Annotated in this window: 21 protein-coding genes, 1 tRNA gene and 1 pseudogene; 12 read left to right on the top strand and 11 right to left on the bottom strand. The window is 64.7% G+C overall.

The annotated features are described in order from the left end of the window. Nucleotides 1-112: 112 nt before the first annotated feature. Nucleotides 113-1,156, top strand: coding sequence for a histidinol-phosphate transaminase (hisC, locus tag HBA99_RS01170; protein WP_070928282.1), 1,044 nt, complete (start codon nucleotides 113-115; stop codon nucleotides 1,154-1,156). Here hisC and HBA99_RS01165 read toward each other — a convergent pair. Then, nucleotides 1,153-2,424, bottom strand: a complete 1,272-nt coding sequence (locus tag HBA99_RS01165; protein ID WP_070923267.1) for a thioester domain-containing protein — start codon at nucleotides 2,422-2,424, stop codon at nucleotides 1,153-1,155. The two genes, hisC and HBA99_RS01165, sit on opposite strands and share 4 nt — an antisense overlap. A 417-nt stretch (nucleotides 2,425-2,841) precedes the next feature. On the opposite strand from HBA99_RS01165, the gene HBA99_RS01160 reads away from it, so the two are divergent. Further along, nucleotides 2,842-3,765, top strand: coding sequence for a family 2A encapsulin nanocompartment shell protein (locus HBA99_RS01160; protein ID WP_030096076.1), 924 nt, complete (start codon nucleotides 2,842-2,844; stop codon nucleotides 3,763-3,765). After that, nucleotides 3,752-5,632 carry a family 2A encapsulin nanocompartment cargo protein cysteine desulfurase gene (locus tag HBA99_RS01155; RefSeq protein ID WP_070931760.1) on the top strand — a complete coding sequence of 627 codons (1,881 nt, stop codon included), beginning with the start codon at nucleotides 3,752-3,754 and terminating at the stop codon, nucleotides 5,630-5,632. The genes HBA99_RS01160 and HBA99_RS01155 overlap by 14 nt, the downstream gene beginning before the upstream one ends. Before the next feature lie 76 nt (nucleotides 5,633-5,708). On the opposite strand, the gene HBA99_RS01150 is transcribed toward HBA99_RS01155, so the two are convergent. The 3 genes from HBA99_RS01150 to HBA99_RS01140 are packed head-to-tail and all read right to left on the bottom strand — an operon-like array spanning nucleotide 5,709 to nucleotide 7,500. After that, entirely contained in the window at nucleotides 5,709-6,044 is a 336-nt protein-coding gene (locus HBA99_RS01150) for a cupin domain-containing protein (RefSeq protein WP_070931761.1), read from the bottom strand. A 2-nt stretch (nucleotides 6,045-6,046) separates the two neighbouring features. Continuing rightward, nucleotides 6,047-6,703, bottom strand: a complete 657-nt coding sequence (locus HBA99_RS01145; RefSeq protein ID WP_081347639.1) for a helix-turn-helix transcriptional regulator — start codon at nucleotides 6,701-6,703, stop codon at nucleotides 6,047-6,049. Further along, nucleotides 6,700-7,500, bottom strand: a complete 801-nt coding sequence (locus tag HBA99_RS01140) for a class I SAM-dependent methyltransferase (protein ID WP_057967286.1) — start codon at nucleotides 7,498-7,500, stop codon at nucleotides 6,700-6,702. The genes HBA99_RS01145 and HBA99_RS01140 overlap by 4 nt, the downstream gene beginning before the upstream one ends. A 115-nt stretch (nucleotides 7,501-7,615) precedes the next feature. Between HBA99_RS01140 and HBA99_RS01135 the strand changes: the two genes are divergently transcribed. Further along, nucleotides 7,616-8,137: an OsmC family protein gene (locus HBA99_RS01135; protein ID WP_057967287.1), complete on the top strand. Its 522-nt coding sequence runs from the start codon at nucleotides 7,616-7,618 to the stop codon at nucleotides 8,135-8,137. Nucleotides 8,138-8,390: 253 nt separating this feature from the next. On the opposite strand, the gene HBA99_RS01130 is transcribed toward HBA99_RS01135, so the two are convergent. Further along, nucleotides 8,391-9,416, bottom strand: a complete 1,026-nt coding sequence (locus HBA99_RS01130; RefSeq protein ID WP_070952362.1) for an amidohydrolase family protein — start codon at nucleotides 9,414-9,416, stop codon at nucleotides 8,391-8,393. A 62-nt stretch (nucleotides 9,417-9,478) separates the two neighbouring features. Between HBA99_RS01130 and HBA99_RS01125 the strand changes: the two genes are divergently transcribed. After that, nucleotides 9,479-9,922, top strand: a complete 444-nt coding sequence (locus HBA99_RS01125; protein WP_070931763.1) for a MarR family winged helix-turn-helix transcriptional regulator — start codon at nucleotides 9,479-9,481, stop codon at nucleotides 9,920-9,922. A gap of 152 nt (nucleotides 9,923-10,074) precedes the next feature. Here HBA99_RS01125 and HBA99_RS01120 read toward each other — a convergent pair. Then, nucleotides 10,075-10,161 (bottom strand) — tRNA-Ser (locus HBA99_RS01120). A 31-nt stretch (nucleotides 10,162-10,192) separates the two neighbouring features. Continuing rightward, on the bottom strand, nucleotides 10,193-10,585 hold the full coding sequence (locus HBA99_RS01115; protein WP_075874171.1) for a MarR family winged helix-turn-helix transcriptional regulator: 393 nt from the start codon (nucleotides 10,583-10,585) through the stop codon (nucleotides 10,193-10,195). A gap of 214 nt (nucleotides 10,586-10,799) precedes the next feature. Here HBA99_RS01115 and HBA99_RS01110 point away from each other — a divergent pair, with 214 nt between their 5' ends. Then, the gene (locus tag HBA99_RS01110; protein WP_070951678.1) at nucleotides 10,800-11,786 is read left to right on the top strand and encodes an NAD(P)H-quinone oxidoreductase; all 987 of its coding nucleotides are present in this window, start codon (nucleotides 10,800-10,802) and stop codon (nucleotides 11,784-11,786) included. A 12-nt stretch (nucleotides 11,787-11,798) separates the two neighbouring features. Here HBA99_RS01110 and HBA99_RS01105 read toward each other — a convergent pair whose 3' ends face one another. Beyond that, nucleotides 11,799-12,995 (bottom strand): cysteine desulfurase-like protein, encoded by a 1,197-nt coding sequence (locus HBA99_RS01105; RefSeq protein WP_030096083.1) that lies wholly within the window; start codon nucleotides 12,993-12,995, stop codon nucleotides 11,799-11,801. A gap of 109 nt (nucleotides 12,996-13,104) precedes the next feature. On the opposite strand from HBA99_RS01105, the gene HBA99_RS01100 reads away from it, so the two are divergent. From HBA99_RS01100 to HBA99_RS01075, 6 genes and pseudogenes are all read left to right on the top strand, one after another. Further along, on the top strand, nucleotides 13,105-15,081 hold the full coding sequence (locus tag HBA99_RS01100) for a DUF6541 family protein (RefSeq protein WP_070951679.1): 1,977 nt from the start codon (nucleotides 13,105-13,107) through the stop codon (nucleotides 15,079-15,081). Then, nucleotides 15,078-15,605, top strand: a complete 528-nt coding sequence (locus tag HBA99_RS01095) for a bacterial proteasome activator family protein (RefSeq protein ID WP_030096085.1) — start codon at nucleotides 15,078-15,080, stop codon at nucleotides 15,603-15,605. The genes HBA99_RS01100 and HBA99_RS01095 overlap by 4 nt, the downstream gene beginning before the upstream one ends. Before the next feature lie 2 nt (nucleotides 15,606-15,607). Beyond that, on the top strand, nucleotides 15,608-16,396 hold the full coding sequence (gene wzt, locus HBA99_RS01090) for a galactan export ABC transporter ATP-binding subunit Wzt/RfbE (RefSeq protein WP_109398605.1): 789 nt from the start codon (nucleotides 15,608-15,610) through the stop codon (nucleotides 16,394-16,396). Beyond that, a complete protein-coding gene (glfT1, locus tag HBA99_RS01085; protein ID WP_070951680.1) occupies nucleotides 16,389-17,330 on the top strand; it encodes a galactofuranosyltransferase GlfT1 in 942 nt (313 codons plus the stop codon). Before wzt ends, glfT1 begins: the two co-directional genes overlap by 8 nt. Next, nucleotides 17,327-18,160, top strand: a complete 834-nt coding sequence (gene wzm / locus HBA99_RS01080) for a galactan export ABC transporter permease subunit Wzm/RfbD (protein ID WP_030096088.1) — start codon at nucleotides 17,327-17,329, stop codon at nucleotides 18,158-18,160. The genes glfT1 and wzm overlap by 4 nt, the downstream gene beginning before the upstream one ends. Before the next feature lie 2 nt (nucleotides 18,161-18,162). After that, nucleotides 18,163-18,841, top strand: a pseudogene (locus HBA99_RS01075) (phosphatase PAP2 family protein). Here the strand turns inward: HBA99_RS01075 and HBA99_RS01070 are convergent. The 3 genes from HBA99_RS01070 to HBA99_RS01060 all read right to left on the bottom strand — a co-directional run bounded on the left by HBA99_RS01070 (nucleotide 18,795) and on the right by HBA99_RS01060 (nucleotide 21,500). Continuing rightward, the gene (locus tag HBA99_RS01070) at nucleotides 18,795-20,288 is read right to left on the bottom strand and encodes a bifunctional phosphatase PAP2/diacylglycerol kinase family protein (RefSeq protein ID WP_030096089.1); all 1,494 of its coding nucleotides are present in this window, start codon (nucleotides 20,286-20,288) and stop codon (nucleotides 18,795-18,797) included. The pseudogene HBA99_RS01075 and the gene HBA99_RS01070 overlap by 47 nt on opposite strands. Before the next feature lie 57 nt (nucleotides 20,289-20,345). After that, nucleotides 20,346-20,927 carry a VldE C-terminal domain-containing protein gene (locus HBA99_RS01065; RefSeq protein WP_044104910.1) on the bottom strand — a complete coding sequence of 194 codons (582 nt, stop codon included), beginning with the start codon at nucleotides 20,925-20,927 and terminating at the stop codon, nucleotides 20,346-20,348. Between the two features lie 108 nt (nucleotides 20,928-21,035). Further along, nucleotides 21,036-21,500 (bottom strand): carboxymuconolactone decarboxylase family protein, encoded by a 465-nt coding sequence (locus tag HBA99_RS01060; RefSeq protein WP_030096091.1) that lies wholly within the window; start codon nucleotides 21,498-21,500, stop codon nucleotides 21,036-21,038. Nucleotides 21,501-21,517 lie beyond the last annotated feature (17 nt).

The following is a 21,517-nucleotide window of genomic DNA, read 5'->3' as shown; positions in this document are numbered from 1 at the left end:
GAACCCATAAATGGATTCCGAACCGCCGAGGGCACAGAGTACAGGCCCGCGAGGCCGGAAGGCAAAGCCGTTGGTCGCCATCCAGTCCAACATGCACAGATAGTCTGTTCCAGTGCCTGCCCGACTTCGCCCCGAGCTGACCGAACTGCCGGCGTACACCCCCGGCCGCAACGTCCCCGGTGCCATCAAGCTCGCCAGTAACGAGACCGTGCACGGACCCCTGCCCAGCGTCCACACGGCCATCGTCGAGGCAGCAGCGCAGATCAACCGTTACCCGGACAACGGCTACGCCGAGCTGCGCTCACACCTGGCCAAACACGTGGACATGCCGCCCGAACACATCGCGGTCGGATGCGGATCGGTGAGCCTGTGCCAGCAGCTCGTACAGGTCACCGCCACGGTAGGTGACGAGGTGCTGTTCGGCTGGCGGTCCTTCGAGACCTACCCGCTAGTGGTGCGGGTCGCCGGGGCCACCCCCGTTCAGGTGCCGCTGACCGACCACACCTACGACCTGGCGGCCATGGCCGCCGCGGTGACGGACGCCACCCGGCTGATCTTCGTCTGCAATCCCAATAATCCCACCGGGACCGTGGTCCCACCCGCCGAGCTGCGCCGGTTCGTCGAGGCGGTACCGCCCCACATCCTCATCGCAATCGACGAGGCATACATCGAGTATGTGCGCGAAGACTTCACCGACAGCATTGCCCTTGTTCGCGAACATCCCAATGTTGTTGTGTTACGCACCTTCTCAAAGGCCTATGGCCTGGCCGGCCTGCGGGTGGGCTACGCGATCGGCGATCCCGATGTGATCACCACGCTGGGCAAGGTGTACGTGCCGTTCAGCGCGTCCAGCCTCGCTCAGGCTGCGGCGGTGGCCTCGCTGGGCGCCGCAGAGGAACTCCTCACACGGACCAATGATGTTGTCGCCGAACGCATAAGAGTGACCCAAGCACTCCGGGAGGCGGGATACCAGGTGCCGCCATCGCAGGCCAACTTCGTGTGGCTACCGCTGGGCGGTCGCTCGTCGGAGTTCGCACAAGCCTCCGCCGAAGCCCGAATCATCGTGCGCCCCTTCGGCGCCGACGGCGTGCGAGTCACCATCGGCGCACCCGAAGAGAACGACGCATTCCTGGAGTTCGCGCGCTCCTGGCGTTAACTCACCCGTGACAGTTGCGTGGTCTCGGCCCACTCGACGGTGAGTTCGACAACTTCGCGCGCACCGGGCAGCACGAGCGCCAGTGGCGTCAACGGCCCTTCTGCCACGCCGGTGAGTACCCGGGCGGTCGACACTGGGTCGACCACCGAGACCGTCACCGCCGCAACGCACTCCGCCGGACGCACGTAAAAGCGGGTGCCCGGGTCCACCAGTCCGGTGAGCTCCGCACCGGAGATGTCCATCGCCTTGGCACCCTCGGACAACGAAAGCAACACCGGACGTTGCGAATCCACGACGAACGGCCCCATCAGGCCCGCGGCCATCACCGCCTGCGAATCATCGATCGCGGGGATCTGATCCATCCGACCGGCGGCGATCAACGACTGCTCCAACAGATAGCGGTACAGCTGCACCACCCGGTCGGCATTGCGGTGATTGCGCGCATCATGCAACCAGAATTCGACACCTTCGACATCTGCGGTACCGCCCTGCACGTACAGGCGATAGAAGCGATATCCGAGATCCGGTGCACCGTGCTGGGTTTCGGCGACCGTCGCACCGACGCCCAGTGTCTTGACGTACTGCGCCTCACCTTCGGTGAAGTTCAATTCCGAGGAGGACACCTCGCGCCACACGGCCCCATTCACGGATGCGTGCAGCCGTACGCTGGCCGGCTGCTGCCCCGCACTGGTCCGCACCGTCAGACCGCCCAGCTGTGGACGCTCCTTGAATTCGAACTCGATGAAAGACGGGGACTTTCGGGTAGCCGTGGGCACATTGCGCGCCGCGGTGTCCAGCTCTACCCCATTGGTGAGGAACCAGATGGCGGCCTGGGTTCCCGCGATGGCCTCGTGATCCTTGATGTTCGCCTCGCCCAGGTACCCCGCCGCGCGCAACCGGCGGCTCAGCTGTGCCGTCGACAGCGCCGGGAAGGAGTTGGCCAAGATCCACGCGACCTGCGATTCGCGGGTGCGGGCCCGCAGGTTCGCCACCGACAGCCAGTCGGCCACGGCGTAGCCCGAGGGCAGGTTGGGGGCGATCCCCGCGATGTCGAGGGAGTACGCGGCAATAGTGGGGTTCAGGCGAATTAAATCTGTGCGAGCAGAAGTTCCGTCAGTGAACACAACCTCGTCCACGGTGGACGAATAGGTGCCCCCGCGGTACCTCGTCAGGCGCTGCGGGAGCACCTCAGCGTGGTGGCCGTGACGCCTGCCAGTGATGCGGGCAGACGGCCATTCGACGAGCGATAGCAAAGAATGAGTGGTCATGGGTTGGTTGATCCTTGTGCCGGCGGATTGCAGCCCAGGAGCTCGTCAACGTCGGTAGACGGCGATCCCGGGTGCCAGGGGCGGGGTTAGGGAATCAACAACAACAGCAACACACGGCGGCGCTGCGCGCCCCGAAGCTGTCGGCGCGCAGCGCGCTGATCGCCCGGAGTCGGTGCGACTGTGCGACGTGCTGCATGCATCCAGTCTACGGATCCGCGGCCGCGCGCCTGGATTTCCACCGGCGCCGCTTCCCTGGAGCGAGCGAATGCGATACGGGTTCACGGCGACCCGGCGGGTCGCCGGAACCGGCCGCACGGAGTTTGGCGCACGGGTGTTCGTTACCTGATGCGCCGCCCCAATCGCGATTAGGATTTCAGACATCAGGTCTTGATCCCATTCGCTGAGGAGGAAACCGCTGTGCCCGCTGCCAAGAATGAATCCCAGGCCCTCGGCGATCTCGCCGCACGGCAGCTAGCCAATGCCACCAAGACCGTCCCCCAGCTGTCGACAATCACCCCGCGGTGGCTGCTGCATCTGCTGAACTGGGTACCCGTCGAGGCGGGCATTTACCGGGTGAACCGCGTCATCAACCCCGACAAGGTGGCGATCCACAGCGAAGAGCAGGGCGAGAACGAGGCCCCACTGCCGCAGACCTACGTCGACTACGAGACCAACCCGCGCGAGTACACGCTGCGCACCATCTCGACGCTGCTCGACATCAACACCCGGGTCTCGGACCTGTACTCCAGCCCGCACGACCAGATCGCCCAGCAGCTGCGCCTGACCATCGAGTCCATCAAGGAGCGTCAGGAAAGCGAGCTCATCAACAACGCCGAGTACGGCCTGCTGGCTCAGGCAACACCCGAGCAGACCATCAAGACCCTCGGTGGCGCTCCCACACCGGATGACCTGGACGCCCTGATTACCAAGGTGTGGAAGACCCCCGGTTTCTTCCTGACCCATCCGCTGGGTGTGGCGGCGTTCGGCCGTGAGGCCACCCGCCGTGGCGTGCCGCCAGTTGTCGTGAGCCTGTTCGGTGCGCAGTTCATCACCTGGCGCGGCATCCCCATCATCCCGTCGGACAAGGTTCCGGTGAAGGACGCCAAGACCAAGATCCTGCTGGTCCGTACCGGCGAGGAGCGCCAGGGCGTTGTCGGCCTGTTCCAGCCCGGCTTGGTCGGCGAGCAGGCACCGGGATTGTCGGTGCGGTTCACCGGAATCAACCGGTCGGCCATCGCCTCATACCTCGTCACCCTGTATTCGTCGCTGGCCGTGCTGACTGATGACGCACTGGCCGTTCTCGACGACGTGCAGGTGGACAAGTTCCATGTCTACAAGTGACGCGATTCCCGTAACCGACAGCCCACCGGGCTTCCCCTCTGCGGCGGAGCTGTCGGCATTGGCCACCCAGTTGTTTTGGGAGGCCACACCCACCGGAGCACCGGGTATCGACACCCCGGGACCGGCCGCACCCGTCGCGCCCAGGGGCAACGTCCCCGACGCAACGGCCGGATCCTCCGCGGCGGCCACGGCGGGCTCGTTGGCCAGTCCATATGCACCCGCACCCGTCGCCGACGCCCTGTCGACGGCAACGGTGGCCCCGCCGGTCGCGGCTTTCAGTTCGGCGACCCCCGACGGCATTCCCGGAGCGGTGCCGGTGGCACCTCGCGGCGGTGGCGGTGACCTGACATCGGGCACCTCTGCGGTGCATACCGCCGCAACGGGTTATCCGACAACCGGTCTCGCCGATTTCGCGGTCCCCTCGGGCCTGGTGCCGACAATCCCCGGGGTGCTCGCCACCCCCTCGGTGAACTCGGTGGCCCCAGCCGTCGCTTCACCACGGGTGACCCCACACTCAGAGGCGCTTTCCGTGCCGGATCTGGGGTGGACGCCCCCCGTGGCTCCAACGAGAGGCGACGAGTCGAACTACTACTTCCTGGGTGGAGCGCCGGCCGCGGCGCCGATCCACGAAGACGCACGCGCCTTCGACGTCGCGTCGATACGGGCAGATTTCCCGATCCTGTCCGAGACCGTCAACGGTAAGCCACTGATCTGGTTCGACAACGCCGCGACCACGCAGAAGCCACAGTCGGTGATCGATCGCCTGGTGCACTTCTATCAGCACGAGAACTCGAACATCCACCGTGCGGCACACGAATTGGCGGCACGGGCCACCGATGCATACGAGGATGCGCGCGGCGCGGCCCGCAAGTTCCTGGGCGCCGAGGCCGACGAGAACATCATCTTCGTGCGCGGCGCCACCGAGGCCATCAACCTGGTGGCGCATGCCTGGGGCAGTAAGAACCTGGGACACGGGGATGAAATCGTCATCACCCACCTGGAGCACCACGCCAATATCGTTCCGTGGCAATTGATCGCGAAGAAGACCGGCGCCGTCATCAAGGTGGCTCCGGTGGACGACGCCGGTAACCTACTGCTCTCCGAACTCGAGGATCTGGTCGGTCCGCGCACCAAACTGGTTGCGGCCACCCAGGTTTCCAATGCGCTGGGAACTGTGACGCCCGCCAAGCAGATCGTCGAGATCGCGCACCGCTACGGCGCGCGCGTGCTCATCGACGGTGCGCAGTCGGTGCCGCACCTCACGGTGAATCTGCAGGAGCTGGGTGCCGACTTCTTCGTCTTTTCGGGTCATAAGATCTACGGCCCCACCGGGATCGGCGTGCTCTACGGCAGCGAAGACGCGTTGGCGGAGACGCCGCCGTGGCAGGGCGGCGGCAACATGATCGCCGATGTCACCCTGGAGCGCGCGGTGTTCCAGGGGCCGCCCAACAAGTTCGAGGCCGGCACCGGAAACATCGCCGACGCCGTGGGACTGGGCGAGGCGCTGCGGTATGTCGAGCGCATCGGCATCGACCGGATCGCCGAGTACGAGCACGCGCTACTGGAGTACGCGACACCGCAATTGGCTGCCATCCCCGGTGTGCGGCTGGTGGGGACGGCCGACCACAAGGCATCGGTGCTGTCGTTCGTGCTCGACGGGCACGATCCGGTGGAGGTCGGTAAGGCGCTGAATGCCGACGGCATCGCGGTGCGTGCCGGACACCATTGCGCGCAGCCGATTTTGCGCAGGCTCGGACTGGAGCAGACGGTGCGGCCCTCGTTCGCGTTCTACAACACCTTCGACGAGATCGACGTCTTCATCGACGCGGTGCGGCGGCTGGCCGAAAGCGGCGGGCCCAAGGCGTAAGGCTCAGTTCGCCGAGCGCATACCGCACGCAGGCATCTCACCGAAACACCCTGCGCCTGGTATGCACTCGGCGGGCTTAGCCCGCCCGGCCCACCACCGTCAGCAGCACCGCCGAGTCTTCCAGCGCCGTAAGGTCATGGCGCTCCGGCGGGATGATCGTGTAGTCGCCGGTGGCCAGCTCTGCCTTCGCGGTCGCTGTCGCGATCTCCACCCGCCCACTGAGCACCAACAAGGTTGCCGCGCCGGGGTTTTCGTGTTCGGCGAGTTTATGGCCGGCACCGAGGGCCAACAGCACCTGCTTTAGCGCGTGGCCCCTGCCACCATGCACCGTGTGCGCCGACCGACCGCTGTGCGCCTTCCTCGCTGTTTCGACCAGCTCATCCCCTAGCGCCGTTATCGATATGACATCCACGACTATCTCCCTTTCACCTGTGGATCCAGAGTCAGGCTGACGGTGCAGTCGCCGTTCCCGGCATCGGGCGATACGGTGACCTCAAACTGTCCCCCGACCGCGTCGGCGTTCACGTCGAGAACCTCCTGGATGAGTCCGCGCTGGATTCCGCGAACCACTTCCGGGGCCGCCGTGGCGATCTCGGCGAGTGGGCATGAGCAGATCTGCACGGTGACGCTCCCAAAGGACATCAGCGTGGACTTCACCGTAAACCCAAGTTCACCAAGGGTTTCCACCACCAAATCCACGGCAGGAAGTGAAGCCCGATGCCGCGCAACATTCACCCGATGTGCAAGGTCGGCGCCGACCAGCGCCGCTCGTGATTCGCGCTCGGCCGCGGTGCCCCCGAGATGCACCGCGAACAGTGACACGACATCGGCGTAATCCAGTCGCGGGGCGACCGCGTAGGCCAGGCTCGGCCTGCCCGCCCTCTGCCCGGCACCGCCGCTGCGCCGGACGATATGACCCTGCTCTTCCAGGGTTCTGAGGTGAAACCTCACCGTGGTGATGTGAATCCCCAGACTGTCAGCAATGTGTTGCACCCCAACCGGCTGAGTTGCCTCCCGCAGCAGCCCGAGCACCCGCTCGCGCTGCTGGCCCGCTCGGCGGTTACCCGTCATTCGGGCCGCACGCCGACCACCGCAACCGCCGTCAGCGCATTGCGGTGTTCCCGAAACGTACGACGCATGGTGAGCACTCGCTTGCGCGCCGCACCATGCAGGAGAACGTTTTTCAGCAGGCGCAGGGCTCCGAGTACGCCCTCGTCGGCGATGACGCGACGCGGATTGAGCAGTGCCATCGGCGCCCGGTCGGTGCTCACCACCTCGAATCCCGAGGCCTTGAGCAGCTCGCTCCACTCGGCCACGGTGAGCGGCCGAGCGTTGACCTTGATGGAACGAGCCAGCGCACGGCGAATTTCGTCTTTGGTGGCGGTGTCCACGGAGTCCGGCGTGAGCCCGAGCTCGTGAATCGCGTACCGGCCGCCCGGCCGTAGCACCCGATAGGCCTCGTTCACGATGGCCCGCTTGGTCTTGTCGTTCTGCATCGTCAGCATCGCCTCGCCCACGACGACGTCGGCACTACCGTCAGGCAGGCCCGTGCTGGCAGCATCGGCGACGATCACGCGCCCGCCACAGGGTGCGACCACATCACGCACCGATTGGGTAGCCGCCGCGGTGTCGTCGACACCGACATAGGACCGCGGGCGCAGCGCCACGATGTCGCGCGCGGTCCGGCCAAGACCCGGCCCGAGTTCGACCACATCGGCATCAGTCACCTTCCCGGCGGTCAACAGCCGCGTGGTCAGTTCAAGGCCGCCCGGGCGCAGGACGCGCTTGCCCAGCCGCGCCAACAGCCAGTGCCCGGGAAGATCTTCATCTCTGCGCCCAGCCAGCGGAAGTGTTTCTCTGTCAGCCATGTCTCCAATTTAGAGGATATTTCTCCTTTTAAATACGCCTACGTCCACGGCCGGTTGGATTCACCGCGGACGCAAACCTCCCAGCGCGGCACCGTTCCCACTAACATCACCGCGCGTGACTGCCTCGACGACATCCCTCAACGCGATCACCGATGCGACCCGGGCGGCAGTAGCCGACAACCCGGCCGCCGCAACGGTGGTGTTCAAGGCATCCGCCCAACCGGAGGGCACGGTCGGTAGCGCGATCGCCCTGGGCAAGTACCGCGTGCACGTCGACGAGCCACCGGGTCTCGGCGGACAGAACACCGCGCCCAACCCCGTCGAGTACTACCTGGCATCGCTGCTGTCCTGCCAAGTGGTGACCTATCGCTTCTGGGCGGAAAGACTAGGGGTTCAAGTCGATTCGCTCAGCGCCAGCGCCGAGGGCGACCTCGATGTACGCGGGTTCTTCGGCCTGGACGACAGCGTCCGGCCCGGCTTCCAGCAGATCCGCGTCACCGTGACGGTCTCGGGGCCAGACAGCGAAGAACGATATCGCGAGCTACAAGAGGCCGTGGACGCACACTGCCCGGTACTGGATCTGACCACAGGCTTGACGTCCGTACATACAGAACTCATCACGCGGCCGCGGTCGTAAATCTGTTGCCTGGCGTGCATCCCGCCTGGCAGCATCAGCGGCGCCCGCCCTAGGCCGCGTCAACCGGTACCCGCGGTCCGCTGCGCACGCAGCCGGCGAGGGAGGCAGCCCGTTCGAGCCGGGCCGGGACCCAGAAACATCCCCAGCTGCGCACGATCCAGCTGCGAGGTTAAGAGCGGTGGCGGAGGGATTTTGAACCCCCGGACGGAGTTAGCCGTCTGTCGCCGCCACCGCACCGCGAACAGGGGGTCCGTCAGTAAGGGGACGCCGCCTGGGATGTCCTGACATGCGCTGAGCGTGGTAGGAGCTTTTGGGCGTTGCCGCGCATCACTTGGTCGAGCAACTCGGGCCGGGCAGTGAAGTGCGTGTCGACGTTGTTGGTGTACCACGCGGCCGTCTGCGGACTGACCGCCGGGAAGTCGGTGCCGAACAGGATACGTTCCGGGGCAACGAAATTCTCGAGAGCCACCAGGTTGGTCTCGAATCCCGACAAAGCAGTTTCGTAGTAAAAAGAGCGGAAGTCGGCGATGATCTCCTCGGGGGTCAACTCGCACCCCATATGAAAGGCACACAACCCTGCCACCCGGGAGGCAAGGTACGGCGTGCTGCCGCCCGAGTGAGACAAAATGATCCGCACGTTCGGGTATTGACGTTTACGGCCACTGGTCACCAAATCGGCTGCAGCCTTGTAAGTTTCGTTGGGAACCTCACTTACTGGGGTGGGTAAGAACCGACTGGGGGCACGGTTGCTGCCCGGAGTCTGCTCACCGTGGATGAACACCACCGTGCCACGGCGGTCGAGCTCAGCCCACAGCGGCTCAAAAATGTCATCCCCCAACGAACGGGCCTCATCACCGGTCCCATACACATTGGTCAGCGTGACGCCATCGGCTCCTAGCTCATCGAGCGCATACGCCACCTCCTCAAGAGCAGCATCGACGTCAGTGGGCGTGGGCAGATGCGCGAAAAACCCAAACCGACCCGGATGGGCCGCCGCGGTTTCCGCGGCGAAAATGTTGACTTCCCGGGCAAACCTGTGTCGAACCGACTCAGGCAGGACTGAATCCAAGTCGTTGGGCAGCGACAGGATTGCCGTCTGAATCCCCAACCCGTCCATAAATGCCACGCTGACCTCGGGTGTCCACATGGGCGTCCCCTCGGGGAATCTCCACCCTGAATCGGCACCCAGGGCACCGATCATCTCCGCAGTCATTAAGTTCACGGGCAGGACATGATGGTGAAAATCGACCCGCTGAGGGCCCACGGTATGCGTTGTCATCACATCCACTGAACCGGTATATTTGACTTTTGTCAATAGTTATCAAGTGTTAATATCGGTCTATGAGCTCCCCTCGTGCCGCCACCGAGCTGCGAGTCTTCGATGCCCTGTTCCGGCTCAACAAGTTTGTGCTGGCCGATGTCCGCACGCATATCACCGCCACCGCAGATCTGGACCTGGCCGATTTCCTCACCTTGCGCAGTGTCGAACTGGGCATTGACACCCCTGGAGGGCTGACCCGCGACCTCGGATTCAATCCCGCGGTGATCAGCCGCGCCCTGACGAAACTCGCCAAAGCCGGGCTCGTCGACCGCAGAATCGACTCCGAGGACTCGCGGCGCTCACGAGTCCAACTCACCGCCGAAGGCCAGCGCACCTCCGCCGCAATCGGCGCCCGCATCCAGCCCGGGCTGGCGCGTCGACTCCAACGACTCAGCCCTCACCAAATCCACACCCTGCTCGAGTGTTTCGAGATACTCAACAGCGAACCTACTGACACAGACTGAGGCCAGTTTGTCGTCACACTGGCCCAGAAACAGAAGGTCGCTGTTCGCCATGGCCGGCGTGTCGCACGTGGTTTTTGCGCTTATCCCTCATCCGTGTGCAATTTTCGGGATTTCCGGCCTCTGGCTCGACACCGGAAATACGCCCCTAAGAGCGGTGGCGGAGGGATTTGAACCCCCGGACGGTGTTAGCCGTCTCTCGCTTTCAAGGCGAGTGCATTAGGCCGCTCTGCCACGCCACCGTCGGCAAGCCTAGCGGCTCCGCCGAGCGACCTACTCCCCGCCGCGGCCCTCGGTGTCGTGGAGCGCCTCTTCGGCCCCCTCACCCACTCGCCGGAAGCTCTCGGCGATAGCCGCCTGCTGTGGCCGGGTCAGGCGGGTCAGATAGTGCTCGCGGACACATTCGGAGTACGTACGCATCGCCGCCTCGCCCAGCGTGCGGCCCTGCTCGGTAAGCGCCGCCAGGACCGCCCGGCGGTCCTGGGGCATCGACCCCCGCTTCACCAGCCCCTGCTCCTCGAGGCGGCGCACCTGGTGCGTGATCCGGCTACGCGAGGCCAACAGACTGGTCGCGATATCCCCCATCCGGCAACTACCGTTAGCTGACCGCAACAATTGCTGAAGCACTTGGAAGTCGGTCAACGAAATACCATGCGAAGCAACCATTTTACGGTTCAATAAAAAATACAACCGGTTAGTCGCTATCCAAAAGTTTTGCCACGAACGAAATTCGGCGAGGTCAAGTCCCGGGACCTCGCTCTCCGAACGTGTACTCATGCACCATCCCCCTCCGTCGACCAAGCCATGGCCTCGACCGCGCCTCCACCCGCACTGTCTGATAACCCGGCGACCACCAATAGCTCGGCATAGTCTGGATGCTATGCACGCTATCACCGTTGACCAGCCGGGTGGGCCAGAAGCGCTGTGCTGGACCGAAGTTCCCGACCCAACTCCGGGACCAGGCGAAATACTGATCGATGTAACAGCCGCCGCAGTTAACCGCGCGGATCTGCTACAGCGCCAGGGCCTGTATCCGATGCCACCCGGTGCGAGCCACATCTTGGGACTCGAATGCTCGGGAGTTATCGCCCAGGTTGGCGCAGATGTATCGGAATGGGCTGTAGGACAAGCTGTTTGTGCACTGCTGTCCGGCGGCGGGTACGCCGAGAAGGTGGTGGTACCGGCCGGCCAGGTACTGCCGATTCCTTCAAACATCAACCTTGATGTCGCGGCGGCGCTACCCGAAGTCGCCTGCACGGTGTGGTCGAACCTGGTGATGACGGCGAGAATGGCTGCCGGACAATCCATCCTGATTCACGGTGGCTCGAGCGGAATCGGCACCCATGCCATTCAGGTGGCCAAGGCGCTCGGCGTTCGGGTTGCGATTACCGCAGGCACCCCCGACAAACTCGACGCCTGTCGTGATCTTGGTGCCGATCTGACCATCAACTATCGGGCCACCGATTTTGTACAGGCAGTTCACAACTTCACCGACGGTGCCGGGGTCGACCTCATCCTGGACATCATGGGAGCGAAGTACCTGGACCGGAACGTCGACGCTCTCGGCAATGACGGACACCTCGTCATCATCGGTATGCAAGGCGGCGCGGTAGCCGAGCTGAACATCGCCAAGCTGATCACCAAACGCGGCTCCATCACCGCCACCACGCTGCGCGGACGGCCGCTGGGCGGACCGTCTGGCAAGGCCGCGATCGTCGATACCGTCACCCAGGACCTGTGGCCACTTGTCGAGGCGGGGAAGGTCCTGCCGATCGTGGGCGCCGAGATCCCGGTGAGCCAAGCGGGCGAGGCGCACCGCCTGCTGGAGAGCGGAGAGATCGTGGGAAAGGTGCTACTGACGTTCTGACCCGGTGGCGGGTCAGCCCAGCGAGGCGACCGCGCGTACCAGCTGGTCGACCTCGGCGGCCGTCGAATAGTGCCCCAACCCAACCGTTATCGCGCCGCCGATCTCGTTCACACCGATGGCGTCGAGCACCCGCGAGCTGGTGTTGGCGATCGCACACACCCCGTTGTCGGCCAGTCGCTGCACCACCCGATCCGCGGGAATCCCGATCACAGTGAAGCTGAGCGCGGGAATCCGGTCCTCCGGAGCCCCGATGACCATGACCCGCGGCAGGGTCCGCAGAGCGCTCACCAGATACCGGAACAGCCAATCCAGATACGCGCCCGCCGAAGTCAGGGACGTCAGCAGCCGCTCACGCCGGGTGCCCGACGCGGACTCGTCCAAACCGGCCAGATACTCCACGCTGGCAACCAGGCCGGCCAGCATCGCGAACTGATGCCCGCCCAGCTCCAGGCGCGCGGGCCCGCTAGCCAACGGGTTGAGCGAAATCGAACTGATCGAATCCAGCAGCGCAGGATCCCGGAAGACCAACGCGCCCACCGGTGGTCCACCCCATGCCGTCGCGTTGAAGGCGACGACATCGGCGTCCAGGTCCTCGATATCAAAGGCGCGATACGGCACCAGGCTGGAACAGTCCATCACCACGAGACCACCAACCGCGTGCGCGAGCTTGGTGGCCTGCTGCAGATCCGGCACCGTTCCCAGGGTCGAAGAAGCGGCCGTCACCGCAACCAGCCGGGTCGGCTTGGTAATCAAAGACTCCCACTGCCAGGACGGCAGATCACCGGACTCGATATCGACCTCGGCCCACTTGACCTTGGCACCGTATCGGTTGGCCGAACGCAGCCACGGCTGCACATTGGCCTCTTCGTCGAGCCTGGACACCACCAGCTCATAGCCGAGCCCCGCCTTGGAGGACGACCCCTCCGCCAGGGAGTTGAGCAGAACGGCGCGGTCACTGCCCAGCACCACCCCGCGCGCGTCGGCACCCACCAGATCGGCAGCAGCGTGCCGGGCGGCCTCGAGGACCGCAGCGCTGCGCCGCGCGCTGGGGTGCGGACCCCGCGTGTCGGAAAAGGATCCCCGGAACGCTGTGGATACAGTCGTAGCAACCGCATCGGGGATGAGCATCCCGGCTTGGGTATCGAAATGTACCCAACCGTCGCCGAGCGTCGGGTGCAAACCACGCACCCGGGCGACGTCATAAGCCATGCCAGACACCTTAGATGCTCACCACAGGTCACGGCGCTGAACCCGTCGTTGCACCACGCCCCGACGGACGACGGTTAACGGCGCCGTCTCGTGTAGTCATACTAGAGCAATGTCGTTCGCTTTCGGGGTGGCTACGGCACTGCTGTTGCTGTTCATCCCAGGCTGGCTGATTGGCCGAGCCTTCGGGCTACCAACACATTCGGCCGCCGTCACCGCACCTGCATTGACCTATGGGCTAGTTGGGCTGTGCATCGTCACCTTCGGCTCAATCGGCATACCGTGGAACTCAGTCTCCGCCGGGTTTGCGCTCCTGGGCGCGATCGTCGTCGCTCGGCTGCTGTGGCGTTGGCTGCGGCCAAAGGAGCACGCCGAACAATTCCCGTCACAGAGTCGTGCGGCAGTGATCGCGGTCGCCTTCGGCATCGCGATCGGCTCCGGGCTCATCTTCTACGCATTCGTGCGTGGACTGACCAACTGGCAATCGGTGCCGAGTACCTGGGACTCGATGTGGCACGGGAACACCATCCGCTACATCCTCGACACCGGGCAAGCATCGTCGACCCGGATGGGTGACCTCCGCAACGTCGAGACGCACGCGACGCTCTACTACCCGTCGGCCTTCCACGGACTGGCCGCGGTGCTGAGCCAACTGACCGGCGCGGCTCCCACGACGAGTTACACGCTGTACGCGGTGGCCGGGTCGCTGCTCTTCCCGCTCAGCGCCGCAGCGCTGGCCTGGCAGATGCTGCGCGGCCGCGCCAGCCGCACCTTCCAGGCCGGTTGCGCCGCCACCGCCGCTGCACTCTCGGCCTCATTCACGGCGCTGCCCTACGTGGAGTTCTACGTGGCAGCCGTGCCGAACCTAGTGTCCTTCGCCTTGGTGGGTCCCGCGGTAATCGCCGTCACGAGCGTGGTCGCCGACCGCAGCCGCATACCGGTGGCGGTGCTGGCATTCGTGGGAATCGCCTCGGTGCACACCTCGGGCGCGATCGTGGCGGTCGTCTTCGTGGCCGCCTGGTGGCTCCTTGCACCACTGTCCCGATACCGCGGCAAGGAACGCAAGCCCCGACGCCGGGTGGGAAATGGGTTCTTGCCGTTGGCCATTGCCGGTGTCGTCTCTCTGGTGCTGCTCTACCCGCAATTGCGCACCCTGCTCCAGCTGTCCGAGATCATCGCCGGACACCAATTCACCACTCCGTGGGGAAAGAAGCGCGCGCTGCTGGACGCCCTCACCCAGCACACCCGGCACCTTGCCGACTACCCCGTGCAGTCCGCACTGCTCTGGCTGGCCCTTCTCGGCGCGGTTGTACTGATCGTGAAGCGGGTGTACTGGCCACTTGCCGTCTGGCTGCTGCTGATCGTGGCAATTGTCCACTCCTCCACACCCTTTGGCGGTTTCATCGGCCGCGCGGTGGCCCTGTTCTCCGATGCCTTCTACAGCGACCCGCGCCGGCTGTCGGCCATCGTGTGTCTGCTGCTGGCCCCGGCCGCCGGGATCGGTTTGTTCACGCTGGCCTACGGCGTGCTGACGAGGGTGCGCGGGGAGCGCACGCAAAAGTGGGCGCTGGTCGCCACGGCGATCGTGCTGGCCGGAATCTGCGCCTTCTCCGCCCGGCACTACTTCCTGCCGCACAAGTACCTCGTCGGCGCCAAATACGACCAGGTGATGGTCGGGCCCAAGAAGCTCGACGCCTTCGCGTACCTGGCCACCCTACCCGGCGCCAAAGACACCACCATCGGCGACGGAAACGTGGACGGCTCGGGCTGGATGTACGCGGTGGCGGGACTACACCCGCTGTGGACGCACTACGACTTCCCGCAGCAACAGGGTCCGGGCTATCACCGGTACATCTTCTGGGCCTACGCCGACGACGCCGATACCGACCGGCGCGTGACCGACGCTGTGCACGCGCTGAACATTCGCTACGTCATGACCAGTACTCCCGTGGTCCAGGGGTTCAAGGTTCCCGACGGACTAAGGTCGTTGGACAGATCCCGATCATGGAGAAAGCTGTACGACAGCGGCGCCGCCCAGATCTACGAATGGGTCGGCGACCAGAAAACACAGGCGGAAGGTGACAGATGACCCATCCCGGTCAGGACGATGACGACGACCAGGTGATCATTCTGGGCGCCGACGATTCCGACAAGGGTGCCGACGGTGCGGACGACGACCCGTCCATCACGGATCTCGTCGAGCAGCCCGCCAAGGTGATGCGCATCGGCACGATGATCAAGCAGCTTCTCGAGGAGGTGCGCGCTGCTCCTCTCGACGATGCCAGTCGATCCCGGCTGCGCGAAATCCATGCCGCCTCCATCGCCGAACTGGAAGAAGGGCTGGCCCCCGAGCTCCGCGAAGAGCTGGAGCGTCTGACCCTGCCCTTCGTCGAGGACACCATTCCGTCCGATGCCGAGCTGCGTATCGCGCAGGCACAGTTGGTCGGCTGGCTGGAGGGCTTGTTCCACGGCATCCAGACTGCGCTCTTCGCTCAGCAGATGGCGGCACGCGCGCAGCTTCAGCAGATGCGTCAAGGTGGTCAAGGTGTTCTGCCGCCAGGGCTTTCCGTACCCGCGCAGGGCGGCGGCAGCGGCACCGGTCAGTATCTGTAACCGTGGTCAGTATCCAGACCCACGAGGCGTGGGTGGAGTTCCCGATTTTCGACGCCAAGTCACGCTCGCTGAAGAAGGCGTTCCTCGGCAAGGCAGGCGGCGCGATTGGCCGCAACGAGTCGAACGTGGTGGTCATCGAGGCCCTGCGGGACATCACGCTGTCCCTCAAGGAGGGCGACCGGATCGGGCTTGTCGGCCACAACGGTGCGGGCAAATCGACTCTGCTGCGCCTCCTTTCGGGAATCTACGAACCCACCCGGGGCAGCTCGTCCATCCAGGGCAGGGTCGCGCCGGTGTTCGACCTGGGTGTGGGCATGGATCCGGAGATCTCCGGATACGAGAACATCATCATCCGCGGCATGTTCCTGGGGCAGACCCGTAAGCAGATGCAGGACAAGGTCGACGAGATCGCCGACTTCACCGAGCTGGGCGAGTACCTCTCCATGCCGCTGCGCACGTACTCCACCGGCATGCGCGTGCGTCTGGCGATGGGCGTGGTCACCAGCATCGACCCGGAGATTCTGCTGCTCGACGAGGGCATCGGTGCGGTCGATGCCGAGTTCATGAAGAAGGCGCGAGTTCGGTTGCAGCAGTTGGTGGAACGCTCCGGCATGCTCGTCTTCGCCAGCCATTCCAACGAGTTCCTGGCCCGTCTGTGCAACACGGCGATGTGGATCGACCACGGCACGATCAAGATGAGCGGTGGTATCGAGGACGTGGTCCGCGCCTATGAAGGCAACGAGGCGGGCGATCACGTCGCCCAGATCCTCGCCGAAGACCGCCATGAATGACACGACCAGCGGTGTTGTTGCCGTCGTCGTCACCTATCGGCGGGCCGCGGAGCTGGCCGAGTCGCTCAAGATCGTCACGACGCAGACCGTCCCGCCGGACCATGTCGTGGTGGTGGACAACGACAACGACCCTGCGGTCAAAGCTCTGGTCGATGGTCAACCCATTGCCGCCACATACCTGGGCTCTCGCCGAAACCTCGGGGGTGCAGGAGGATTCGCACTCGGCATACTCCACGCCCTCACTCTCGGCGCCGACTGGGTATGGCTGGCCGACGACGACGGCCGCCCCGGTGGCACCGATGTTCTGGAGACGCTGTTGGCCTGCGCCCGCAAGCATCGCCTCGCCGAGGTGTCGCCGATGGTGTGCGATATCGACGATCCCGGCCGGCTGGCGTTTCCACTGCGACGCGGGCTCGTGTGGCGGCGACGGGTCGAGGAGCTGCGCACCGAAGCCGGTCAAGATCTGCTGCCCGGCATCGCCTCGCTGTTCAATGGCGCGCTCTTCCGCGCCGAAACCCTAGAGGCCGTGGGCGTTCCCGACCTACGACTGTTCGTCCGCGGCGACGAGGTGGACGTACATCGGCGGCTCGTGCGTTCGGGCCTGCCGTTCGGGACCTGTTTGGATGCCACGTATCTGCACCCCAACGGTGCAGCCGAGTTCAAACCGATTCTGGGCGGGCGCATGCACACCCAGTACCCGGACGATGCCACTAAGCGGTACTTCACCTACCGCAACCGTGGCTACCTGATGTCCCAGCCAGGCATGCGCAAGTTGCTCCCCCAGGAATGGGTGCGCTTCTGCTGGTACTTCCTCATAACACGACGCGACTTGCCCGGCCTACGCGACTGGATTGCTTTGCGGCGCTTAGGCAGACGCGAGCAGTTCGGCAGACCGGGCAACCCAACTCCTTCGGTACAGGAGACTGAGAAATGACGGACCAACTGGTGGAGCTATCGTCGGACTCCCGCACCTTCAAACGTGCATGGCGTGATCTGTCGGAAGGCTTCGAGCACCGGCAGCTCTGGTTGCAGCTGGGCTGGCAGGACATCAAGCAGCGCTACCGCCGCTCGGTGCTGGGACCGTTCTGGATCACCATCGCCACCGGCTCGACGGCCCTGGCGATGGGCATCTTGTACTCGCAGCTGTTCAAGATCCCACTCGCCGAGCACTTGCCCTACGTGACCATCGGTTTGATCGTCTGGAACCTGTTCAACGCCGCGATCCTGGAGGGGGCGGACGTCTTCGTCGCGAACGAGGGACTGATCAAACAGCTGCCCACACCGCTGAGCGTGCACGTCTATCGGCTGGTGTGGCGACAGCTGCTGTTGTTCGCCCACAACATCATCATCTTTCTCGTCGTCGTGGCCGTGTATCCGCCGCACTGGCATATCACCGATCTCAGCTTCATTCCCGCGCTGATACTGATCACCCTGAATTGTGTTTGGGTTTCACTGGTTTTCGGCGTGCTGGCGACCCGCTATCGGGACATCTCCCCGCTGCTGGGCAGCCTGGTGCAGTTGCTGTTCTTCATGACGCCGATCATCTGGAACGAGAACATGCTCAACGAGAAGGTCGGCAAGCTGGCCACGGTGGTGCAGCTCAACCCATTCGTGCATTTCCTGGCCATCATCCGCGATCCGCTGCTCGGGCTCGATCAGCAGTTGCACCACTGGATCATCGCGATCGCCATCACCGTCGTCGGTTGGACCGTCGCGATCCTGGTGATGCGCCAGTACCGCGCCCGAGTCCCGTACTGGGTCTAGTCATGCCAGAAATAAGCGCCCGCGAACACCGATGGCTGCTGGTCTCCGCCGGCGCTGCCTTCATCGTCTTCGCACTGCTCTGGATCGGCTATGCCCAGCAGTGGGATTGGCTGTCTCGACTGGACATCGCGGCGCTGGCGCCCGCGCATGACTACGGAATCGCGCACCCCGGCTGGGTCACGGCCTGGGACATGTTCGCCACTGCCTTGGGTCCGGGCGCATTCCGCATCGCGGTGGCCGTCGTCATCGTCGTGCTGCTGGTGCAGCGTCAGCGACGCCCGGCGATGTTCCTGCTGATCACCGTGGAACTCAGCGCGCTGGTGACCGAGTTGGCGAAACTGCTCGCGGGCCGCCCGCGCCCGGCGACCAGGTTGGTCGATGCGTACGGATCCTCGTTCCCGTCTGGACATGCCCTGGGCGTCATGGTCGGCGTGCTGGCGTTGCTCACCGTCTTCCTGCCGAAAGCGGTTGCCGCGCTGCGCCCCTGGCTCGTGGTGCTCGGTGGTGTGCTGATTCTGGCGATCGGCGTCAGCCGAGTTCTGCTCAACGTCCACAACCCCTCCGACGTGCTGGCAGGGTGGGCGTTGGGATACGCGTACTTCATTGCCTGCCTGTTGGTGCTGCCGCCCTGGCCTCACGGCAGCGGGCGGAGCACCGCCAGCGCCCGGTAGCGAACCTTGAAGCGCGCCTCCGGGTATTTGTCGCCGGCCTCACCGTCATGCGCAATCACCGTCGGACCATCCACCGCGGTGAACGTGAACTCCGGCACCTGCAGCTCGTGATAGAGCGGGCTGCGCTGCAAGCGGCCGAATGCCAGCGCGCAGAGGATTCGCACGCTGCTGAACCTGCGGCCGGTCTCCAGGATGCGCACGTCGATCAACCCGTCATCCAGACGGCTTCGCAGCGAGGGGGCGAAACCCGCCGGCAAGTAGACCGAATTGCCCAGGAAGAACAGTGATGTCTGAATGGTCTTGTTATCGAACCGGATACGTACCGGATGATCGCGCCGCAGCATGTGCAGCATCGCGTACACACTCGCCAGCGGCTTGCCAATCCGGCGTTCGAGCTTCTCCCGGATCTGTACGTACTTCGGATAGGAACCGATGCTGGCGGTGTTGATCACCACCTGGTCTTCGTTCAGGTAGACCAGATCGACGCGGCTGGCGCTGCCCCTGCGGATGGCATCGACCGTCTTGGCCACACTGTCACAGCCGATGTCCTTGGCGAAGTGGTTGAACGTGCCACCGGGGAAAACCGCCAGCGGTGTATCGGTCTGAGCCGCAACACCGGCCGCGCACGCCACCGTGCCGTCACCGCCGCCCACCGCGAGCACTTCGGCCCGGCCCGCCGCGCTGCGCATCACCTCGATCACATCATCGTCTTTGTCGAGTTCGACGATCTCAGCGCGCGGCAAGGCCTTCCGCACCTGATCCAGGATCCGCTGCCCGGTTCCGTCACCGGAGGCCGGGTTGACCACCAAGACCACGCCCTCGCCCTCGGGCCGTGCGGCAGTCACCACCCGCAGCGGATCTGCCGCACGCACCGTCGCCGGCGCGATGGGCGGCACCACCCGTGCACCCAACACCGCTATCCCGGCGCCGATCCCAAATCCCGCGAACACATCTCCGGGATAGTGGACACCAGTGGCCACGCGCGACAGACCCACCAGTCCGGCAAGGAGCGAGAGCCCAAAGCCCACCGGCGGACTCTCGAGGCCAACGCCCACCGCGAAGGCCGCCGCGCTCGCCGAATGGCCCGAGGGCAGCGACGACGACGTGGGGATGCGCCTGCTGCGCCGCATCAGCGGCACCGAGAGGTGGTTGGGACGGGCGCGCCGCCGCAGCCGCTTGGCCACCTGGTTGGTAACCGCACTCGTCACAGCCAGTGTCAACAGGCCACGCGTGGCGCCGCGCTGCATGGCCGGCTTGCCGAACATGGCCAGCCCGGCGCCGATCCCGATCCACAGTTTGGAATGGTCGGCCGCGCGCGTGAGCCGGGGCATGACGGTGTCCAGCAGCGGACTCGGTGACTCCGCAATTGCTTCGAACACTTCTCGGTCGAGTGTGCCGAGACCGTCACCAATCTGCCGCAGACCGCGCAGGGAATTACGAGATGGCAAGAAACCCATGGAATTCAACATATCTGCGCACGGGCCCTCGGCGCTGTCTATCGCGGGTTGCTGATATCAGCAGCTGATCGCGGGCGGTTTCGCGCCGGCGCGGAACGAGACGTGTACGTGATCCATGTGATTGGCGGTCGGACTGCCGCGGTTCTCCATCATCGACCAGCCATTGCCGTCGTTGTACCGCTGCTGCCAGATCACGTATGTCACCCCCAACCGATCACGGTTGGCAAGCACGAAGTTCGCAAGCGCCGTACCGGTGGTGTTGGAGCTCGTCATGAAGTCCAGGGCCAGACCGCGGCCGTGGTCACCGCCGCCGCCACGCCCGCTGGCACCGCCGATGTCACTGATGCCGAACATCGTCTTCAAGAAGTTGCCCGCTTGCGCCACCGCCGGTTGTGCACCTGCCAACACCGTCGAGCATGGCTTGATGGCCCTGGCCCTGGCCTCCAGGGCCAGCGCCTCGGCCGAGACATAGCGCCGGTCCCGCTGTGCACGCGGCAGGTCGGCAATCAGGACGATCGCCTTCTCTTCCGGCTTGAGTGAAAGCTGGACGTCCGGCTTCCCAACTTCGCTCACTACCCCCATCACGGCAGCACCGGCAACGAGTGACAGGCCGAGGCCCGCGACGCGAGAGAGCGGCATCGCGGGCCTCTTCCCACCGTTATTCGCACGCCATCTCGCCGAGATCACCCGGTCAGATTACGAAACGATCACGCTTCTGTCACGCCGACGGCGAAGAATGTGGCAAATCTAGCCACGCTTCGGAGGTGCGTTGCGGGTAGTGACAGCGATGCGATTCCAGGCGTTGATCGTCAGGATCATCCCGATGATCTGCCCCAGCTCCCGCTCGGTGAACACCGCCGCTGCTCGCGCGTAGGTCGCATCGGACACGTGCTCACCAGCGGAAAGGACAGTGGCTTCCTCGGTGAGGGCCAGCGCGGCCTTCTCCCGTTCGGTGTAGATGTCGCCTGCCTCGGCCCAGGCATTCAGCAGGTAGATGCGCTGCTCGGTCTCTCCCTGCTTGCGGGCATCGTGGGTGTGCATATCGAGACAGAACGCACAGTGGTTGAGCTGAGAGGCGCGGATCTTGATCAGCTCGGCAAGGCTGGGCTCGACGTCCTTGGCCGAGGCGATGCTCAACGCCATCATGGCCTCGTAAACCTCGGGCGAGACCTTGTCCATGCGGATTCTTGGGGCATTCAGGGTGCTTGTCATGCCTTAACGGTAGAAGC

It is taken from the genome of Mycobacteroides chelonae, assembly GCF_016767715.1.
GTDB lineage: Bacteria > Actinomycetota > Actinomycetes > Mycobacteriales > Mycobacteriaceae > Mycobacterium > Mycobacterium gwanakae.
This window is presented reverse-complemented; position numbering and strand designations above follow the sequence as displayed.